Origin of the sequence: Dietzia sp. B44 (genome assembly GCF_014145245.1) — a bacterium.
Lineage (GTDB): Bacteria > Actinomycetota > Actinomycetes > Mycobacteriales > Mycobacteriaceae > Dietzia > Dietzia natronolimnaea.
On sequence record NZ_JAALEF010000173.1, the window covers coordinates 1 to 7,295 of the forward strand.

The 7,295-nt window shown below is 70.2% G+C and carries 8 protein-coding genes and 1 pseudogene; 4 read left to right on the top strand and 5 right to left on the bottom strand.

Translation table 11 applies throughout. The features are described from left to right. The 4 genes from G6017_RS06710 to G6017_RS06725 form a co-directional block, all read right to left on the bottom strand. Window positions 1-506, bottom strand: a 506-nt coding sequence (locus G6017_RS06710; protein WP_206682423.1) for a hypothetical protein, incomplete at its 3' end; no start/stop codon positions are given. Between the two features lie 289 nt (window positions 507-795). Further along, entirely contained in the window at window positions 796-1,623 is an 828-nt protein-coding gene (locus G6017_RS06715) for a hypothetical protein (protein ID WP_182616590.1), read from the bottom strand. Beyond that, on the bottom strand, window positions 1,620-2,336 hold the full coding sequence (locus G6017_RS06720) for an ABC transporter ATP-binding protein (RefSeq protein ID WP_241731192.1): 717 nt from the start codon (window positions 2,334-2,336) through the stop codon (window positions 1,620-1,622). The genes G6017_RS06715 and G6017_RS06720 overlap by 4 nt, the downstream gene beginning before the upstream one ends. Before the next feature lies 1 nt (window position 2,337). Then, window positions 2,338-2,733 (bottom strand): GntR family transcriptional regulator, encoded by a 396-nt coding sequence (locus G6017_RS06725; RefSeq protein ID WP_182610037.1) that lies wholly within the window; start codon window positions 2,731-2,733, stop codon window positions 2,338-2,340. Window positions 2,734-2,936: 203 nt separating this feature from the next. Between G6017_RS06725 and G6017_RS06730 the strand changes: the two genes are divergently transcribed. After that, on the top strand, window positions 2,937-3,098 hold the full coding sequence (locus tag G6017_RS06730) for a DUF8730 family Cys-rich protein (RefSeq protein WP_179525725.1): 162 nt from the start codon (window positions 2,937-2,939) through the stop codon (window positions 3,096-3,098). A gap of 32 nt (window positions 3,099-3,130) precedes the next feature. On the opposite strand, the pseudogene G6017_RS06735 reads toward G6017_RS06730, so the two are convergent. Beyond that, window positions 3,131-3,443 (bottom strand): annotated as a pseudogene (locus tag G6017_RS06735) (hypothetical protein). A gap of 122 nt (window positions 3,444-3,565) precedes the next feature. On the opposite strand from G6017_RS06735, the gene G6017_RS06740 reads away from it, so the two are divergent. The 3 genes from G6017_RS06740 (at window position 3,566) to G6017_RS06750 (ending at window position 7,207) form a co-directional block, all read left to right on the top strand. Next, complete coding sequence (locus G6017_RS06740) at window positions 3,566-4,930, top strand: FAD-dependent oxidoreductase (RefSeq protein WP_182616592.1); 1,365 nt, start codon at window positions 3,566-3,568, stop codon at window positions 4,928-4,930. Beyond that, window positions 4,918-5,937 carry an AraC family transcriptional regulator ligand-binding domain-containing protein gene (locus tag G6017_RS06745; protein ID WP_182616594.1) on the top strand — a complete coding sequence of 340 codons (1,020 nt, stop codon included), beginning with the start codon at window positions 4,918-4,920 and terminating at the stop codon, window positions 5,935-5,937. The genes G6017_RS06740 and G6017_RS06745 overlap by 13 nt, the downstream gene beginning before the upstream one ends. Before the next feature lie 94 nt (window positions 5,938-6,031). Beyond that, window positions 6,032-7,207 carry an MBL fold metallo-hydrolase gene (locus G6017_RS06750; protein ID WP_241731193.1) on the top strand — a complete coding sequence of 392 codons (1,176 nt, stop codon included), beginning with the start codon at window positions 6,032-6,034 and terminating at the stop codon, window positions 7,205-7,207. Window positions 7,208-7,295: the final 88 nt, after the last annotated feature.

Genomic DNA, 7,295 nt, shown 5'->3' on the forward strand with positions numbered 1-7,295 from the left:
CGGGCGGGTGCCGTCGTGGTGACGGTGCTGGTGGCCGGAACCGGTGTCGCCGCCGGGGCGGGTGAGACCTCGGCGGCGGGCATCAACCCCATGGACCCGACGACGAGGGCGAACGCGGCCGAGCCGACCACCGGCCATCGCCGCGAGACCGGCGTCAGTGGCGTGTGCCACGTCAGCGGGGCGAGCGCATCGGGGGCGACGTACCCGGCCATCGTCTGCTGGGCCAGCGCGGCCTGCGAGTCCAGCCGATGGTCCTCGTCCGCGTGCGTCCTGTCCCGGTTCTCGCAGTACAACCACCAACCGCCCGGCAGGATCAACGCTAGGCCGAACATCGCGAGTGCCGCGACCGAGGCGAACCCGTCCCCCACCGAGGCCGCCGCGCCCAGGAGCGTCAGTGCGCCCACACCGACACCGGCCCAGGCCAGGACCTGCTTCCACACCGGGGGCCTGAGATACGTCGGCTCAGTCAGAGACGGGTGCGACGTGGAGGGCAGGACGATCGGCATGAGAGGAGTTCTTTCCGGGAGGCGAGGGGGTCCTCACAGGGGAGGTCGCGCCACCGAGCCGGCTGCGACGCCCCGGCGAGCGACGATGTGAACACTACGCCGCCCCGGCCCCGGAACCAAAGGTTATCTTATACGCACCGGTCCTCGCGGCCGTCTCGGGCGCGCTGGCTGGGATCAGCTCGACGAGTTCGAGGGGGGACGAGTACCGTCGTGTCGTCATCGAGGCCCGTCTGCAGGGCGGGAGCACGGTGCCGGCCCGGGTCCACGGACGGCCCGTGTGGCGCACTGCTCACACCAGGGCCACCCTGTGGTTCCACGACCGCGCCGTACGCCACAGGCAGAACACCACCAACACCACCGACGCGGCCAGGAAGCCGACGGGCATGACGTCGTCGCTGGCGGCCGCGCCGGCGGCCAACTCGCCGATCATGTCGAAGCGCACGAACTCCAGCGAGCCCCCGGCGCCCATCGAGATGCCGAACGGCAGAGCGATCATCGCCATCAGCGAGAGCAGCTGTGTGACCACGTAGACCAGGACGAACACCACGACCGGCCCGCCGGCACCCAGCGCGGCCAGCCGTCGCTCGTGCCCGACCGAGACCGAGAAGTAGTAGTAGACGGGCCAGATCAGGAACGACCCGAGTGTCACGAGCACTCCGGCCGCGATCATCCAGGCCGGTGCGGCAGTGGTCACCGTGGTCCACGCGTCGGACAGGACGGAGTACGACGGCGAGGTGAGCCCCGACTGGCGGGCGGCCGCCCACCACGTGAGCAGCGCGAGCCCGGCGGTGAGGACGAGCGCGGCCAGGGAGGCGGCCATCGCCCACATCAGCTTGGTCCAGAAGATGACCGACCCGCGGACCGGGATGGAGTGGGTGAAGTACCCGGTCCGGCCGTAGCCGGTGCGCCAGTAGTCGGCGGCCAGGGTCAATTGGACGGCCGGGACCGCCACGACCGCGGCCAGCATGCCCAGCGCCAGCCCGAGCTGGGACAGCAGCGGCCACCCTGCAGCCCCGAGCAGACCGCCCAGGACGCCGACGAGAGCGATCACTCCGAGTGTCGTCCCGAGGGCCCCGCGTGTGCGCAGCCACTCGTGCGTGAGCAGTGTCGTCGTCATCGGTAGGTCTCCTTGAAGATCTGGTCGAGGCTGGCGGCGTGCTGGCCGCGGAGGTCGTCGGCGTGGCCCTGCAGCAGGACCCGGCCGTGGCGCATCATCACCGCGGCGTCGAGGATGGGCTCCAGGTCGTGCACCAGGTGCGTGGAGATCAGGAGCAGGGAGTCCTCGGACAGATTGCGGACGATGCCGTCGAGGATGAGCTGACGCGCGGCCGGGTCGACACCGGAGATGGGCTCGTCCAGCAGGAACACCCGCGCGTCGCGGGACATGGCCAGGGCGATCTGCACTTTCTCGCGCATGCCCTTGGACATCTCCTTGAGGCGCGCGGACTCGTCCAGACCGAAGAATCCGACGAGGTCGCGGGCCTTCTCGGTCTGGAAGTCGGCGAAGAAGTCGGTGTAGAGCCGCAGGCAGTAACTCACGCGGGCGGAGTCGGGCAGGAAGCTGGTGTCGGGCAGGAAGGAGACGATCGCCTTGGACTCGGGGCCCGGGGCGTGGCCGTCGATCCGCACTGTGCCGGAGTAACCCGCGAGCACGCCGGCGAGGATCTTGAGGAGCGTGGTCTTGCCGCAGCCGTTCTCGCCGAGCAGTCCCACGATCTGACCAGGAGCGAGCCGGAGGTCGAGGGCGTCCAGTGCGGTGGTGGTGCCGTACCTCATGTTGAGACCCGTGGCCTCGACGAGTGTCGTGGCCGGGCTGGCGGTGGCCCTCATGTCAGGCACCTCCGTCGTGCGCATGGGCAGTGGTGTGGTCATGGTCGTCCCATCTCGTGTCGAGTAGTGCTCGCGCCCTGTCGTGGGTCATCCGCAGGCCGCGGACCCGCCGGATGAACTCGTCGGCGGCACCGGCGGCGAGGTCGGCGCGGACCTCGTCGATCCGGGCGTCATCGGAGGTGACGAACCTCCCACTGGCGCGCTCGGACCGGCACAGCTCGAGCCGTTCCAGCTCGGCCAGCGCGCGCTGCGCGGTGTTGGGGTTGACGCCCAGATCGGCCGCCAACTCCCGGACCCCGGGCATCTTCGCGCCCGTCGGCCACTCCCCCGTCACGATGCGCCGCGAGAACTCCTCGACGAGCTGCACCCAGATCGGGGATGAGTTGTCGAACTGCATCGCCGCCCCATTCCGTGTTGCTGTATTAGGTGCTTAATACAGTGACACTCCGACGCGGCGAAGTCAACGCGGGTCGCGGCGAAGTCAACGACGACCACGTTGCGCATACCCTAGGGGGTATGTATTCTCGGCAGCGAGGCTCGGACGGAACCACACACCGACCGCGGACCTCGCGACCATCCCACGATCAGAGGAGTACGACCATGTGCCGACCCGCAACCTGCAAGACCTGTGGAAAGACGACGTGGGCCGGGTGCGGAATGCACGTGGACCAGGTGATGTCCGGCGTGCCCAAGTCCCAGCGGTGCCCCGGACACGCCACCGCGCCCAAGGAGGGGTTCCTCGCGAAGATGTTCGGCAGGTAGCCGGTCACTGCGCGCGGATCAGTGCGCGCGGATCAGTGCGTCAGAACGACCTTGACCCCGACGATGGTCGCTGCGACCACCGTGAGTGCCGCAGCACTGATGAGCCGGTTCCGACTGGGCCGCTCGCCGTTGAGCCGGCCGATCACGAAGACGATGCCGCCGATCCGCACCAGCACGGTGGGCTCTGCCAGCAGCAGTGCGGTGCGGTGCTCGAGAACTCCGAGCCAGGACCAGGATGTTGCCGTAGATGTAGGCACTGATCCGGCTCGCCGCGTCGTCCCGCTCCAGCGGCGCGCCCCGGGAGAGCCATGAGTTGCGCGGCAGGGAACGACCGTCCGTGTTCATGGCGACAAGCGTGACAGACCTCGGGAGTCCGGGGCACCGAGTTCACCGTCCTGCCCCGGGCCGTCGGGGGCGCGGAATACTGTGAACACGCCTGCGATTCGGCGGCCGTGGGGAGGCGACGGGTGGACTCATCAGTGGACGTGGTGGTCGTCGGCGCAGGCATCGCCGGATTGGTCGCCGCTCGCGAGTTGACCCGCACGGGCCACGAGGTGCAGGTGCTCGAGGCCCGGGACCGCGTCGGGGGCCGTCTCCTCAACGCGACTCTGCCCGGCGGTGCTCCGATCGAGGTCGGGGGTCAGTGGCTCGGCCCCACCCAACACCGCATTCTCGCGCTGATCGGCGAGTTGGGACTGCAGACCTTCCCCACCCACGTCGCGGGTCGCCACATCGCCGAGGTGGGCGGGGCCAGGTCGGACTACTCCGGCCGGATCCCCCGCCTCGATCCCGTCACCCTGGCCGACATCGCACAGACACAGTGGCGTCTCGACCGCATGGCCGCCCGCATCCCGCTCGCGGACCCGTGGCGCGCGCCCGGCGCCGATCGCCTGGACTCGCAGACCTTCGACACCTGGCTCAGGCGCACTGCCCGCACCCCGCGGGGCCGCGGGTTCTTCCGTCTCCTCACGGAGGCCGTGTTCTCGACCGGACCCGAGGACCTGTCCGCACTGTGGGCGGGGTTCTACATCGGTGCCGCCGGCGGCACCGATGCGCTGATCGACACCGCCGGAGGAGCGCAGCAGGACCGCGTGGTCGGAGGGGCGCAGACGATCGCGATCGAGATGGCGCGGGAGCTCGGTGATCGCGTGCTGCTGGACAGCCCGGTCACCGGGGTCGAGTGGGACGCCGCGGGAGCCCGCGTCCGGTCCGGCGACCGGGTGGTGAATGCGCGGCATGTGGTGGTCGCGGTTCCACCGCCCCTGGCGTCGAGGATCCGCTACTCCCCCGGCCTGCCCGGCGACCGCGACCAGCTGGTCCAGCGGATGCCCATGGGCCGGGTGATCAAGATCAACGTCGTCTACCCCGAGCCGTTCTGGCGTGCCGACGGCTGGAGCGGGCAGGCGAACAGCGACACCCGACCGCTGGGCACCGTCTTCGACAACACCCCCCACGCGGGCACATCGGACGGCGCCGTGCCCGGCGTCCTCGTCGGATTCCTCGAGGGCCGCCACGCGGACCGGGGCTCGCGCATGACCGCCGCCGACCGTCGCGCGCAGGTGCTGGAAGATCTCGCCGGATACTTCGGCCCCCGGGCCCTCAGTCCCGTCGACTACATCGAGCGCGACTGGGCCGAGGAGGAGTACAGCCGCGGCTGCTACGGCGCGTTCGCCGCGCCCGGGACCCTGACCCGCTTCGGCCCCCACCTCCGCCTCCCCGTCGGCCCGATCCACTGGGCCGGCACGGAGACCGCTACCCGCTGGGCCGGATACATGGACGGGGCGGTCGAGTCGGGCCGGCGGGTGGCCGGGGAGATCGTGTGCAGCCGCTGATCCGCGCCGCCAGTCTGCGCGGATTCGGCCCGCTGGTCAGCGAACTCGGCGGAGACCCCGACCGGCTGCTCGACCGGTACGAGATCGCGCGCGAGGTGCTCGCGGACGACGACGGGCTGGTGTCGATCACCGCGCACGACCAGATGCTCGACGCGGCCGCCGCGGAGGTGGGATGCCCCGATTTCGGGCTGCGGTTGGCCGATCGGCAGGACGTCTCCATCCTCGGTCCGGTGGCCCGGGCGGTCCGCTCCAGCTCCACCGCCACCGAGGCGCTCGAGTGCGCGGCGAGGTTCCTGTTCGTCCACAGCCCCGCGCTGACGATCGGCGTCGACGACGACCCGTGGGACCGGCGCGGCGTGATCGCGCTGACCTACCGCAAGCAACTCTCCGAATCGCCGTACTCCCCGCAGGCCATCGAGCTGGGCCTCGGCCTGTTCCACCGGATGGCCGTGCAACTGCTGGGTCGCAGTGAGGGTCTCCGGTCCGTCGAACTGCCCCACGGTCCACTGTCGCCCGTGGACCGCTACCTGCATTTCTTCGGCGCCGACATCAAGTTCGACCGACCCGTGGCCGCGCTGTGTGTCGAGCGCCGGATCCTGGACGCCTCGTTCGACACCGCGGACGAGGAGATCCGCCTGGCCGCCCTCGAGCACCTGGCGGGGTCGTACTCCGACCCCACCCGGTCGATGTCCGGACGGGTCCGCCGGGCCGTGGCCGAGAGCCTGCCCGGGCCGGTCCCGCCCCTCGCGGAGGTGGCGGCCTCGCTGGCGATCGGGCCCCGGACCCTGCAGCGCCACCTCGTCGTCGAGGGCACCACCTACGGTCAGGTCGTCGACGACCTGCGGCGAGACCGGTCGCACCGGTTCATCACGACCACCGACCTGTCCTTCACCCAGATCGCCGACCTGGTCGGCTTCTCCGAACAGTCCACGCTCAGCCACGCCGTACGTCGGTGGTTCGGCCTCTCCCCCGGCGGACTACGGCGCCGGGCAAGACTGTCGCACTGAGACAAGTTTTCAGGCTCCGGGCACCGGATCCTGAAAGCAGCCGCCAGAACCACGGCACCCGGAGAGCCACGGCGCCCGTAGTAGTACAGGAGCGATGATGCTGCGCGACCACCAGCTGAGTGACCAGAAGCTGCCGGAAGACTCGTCCGAGCAGATGCTCGAGCAGATCGGCGCGCGGTCGATCCCCGAGTTCGACGGCGTCCACGACGTGTGGCCCCGCGGCGAGCGCCTCCGGGCCGTGCGCGCGGCGGCCGCCGAGTACAAGACGCGCTTCGTGCAGCAGGGTCAGGTGCGGGCGGTGCAGTCCGTGGACGTGGCCGCGGCGCCGTACCCGGTCAAGTACGCCTTCAACAACGCGGTCTCGGTCCCCAGCCTGCCGCTGATCACCATGATCAACCGGATGATCGTGGTGCAGTACGACGACTGGAACGGCCGTCCCCGCACCCTGGTGTTCGAGCCGACCGTCCCCGCCGGGTCCGCCGAGGCGCCCTTCTACGACAACCTGCAGACGCTCGTCGACCGGATCCCCGGCGGCACCCTGGCCATCAAGCTGCTCCTCAAGTACTTCAACGAGCCGGACCAGGCGCTCGCCAAGGTCGGGCTCACGCCGCAGGACGTGGACTTCTGCACGTTCGACCACCTCCACGTGCAGGACCCACGCATGATCCTCGGCTCGACCGAGGTGATCCCCGGAGACACCGCGCCCCGCACGCCGCTCTTCGGCGACGCCAGGCTGCTGGTCCACCGGCGCGAACTGGCCACGCTCGAGGACCTGCACCCGATGCAGTGGGCCTGGTACGTCTCCGGCGGGCTCGGCGGGGTCGACCGGTCCAAGTTCGCGGTGTTCGACGGGGACATCGAGCTCGGCCCCGGCATCGCGCTGATGTGGACCCCCGGCCACACCGACGGCAACCACTCGCTGGTCATCAACACCCCGGACGGCGTCTGGGTCTCCTCGGAGAACGGCATCTCCCTGGACAACTGGCAGCCGGAGCTGTCCCGGATCCCGGGCGTGCGGCGCTACCACGAGAAGTTCGGTCGGGAGATCTGCCCCAACGCCAACACCCTCGAGGACTCGCTGGACCAGTACGACTCCATGATCAAGGAGAAGACCATGGCGGACCGGTGTCCCGGTGACCCGCGCTGGTTGCAGATCCTGCCCTCCACCGAGTTGGTCTCGTGGAAGCGTTTCTGGCCCGTGGTGCCCACCTACTGCCACGGCGGCATCTCCTACGGTCGGATCCGGTCCGGACTGAGAAGCGAGAAGTGACGACGACGACGAGGTCGCGCAGCGCGCTCGTGACCGGGGCCGGACGCGGGCTGGGCAAGGACATCGCCCGGATGCTCGCCGGCCGCGG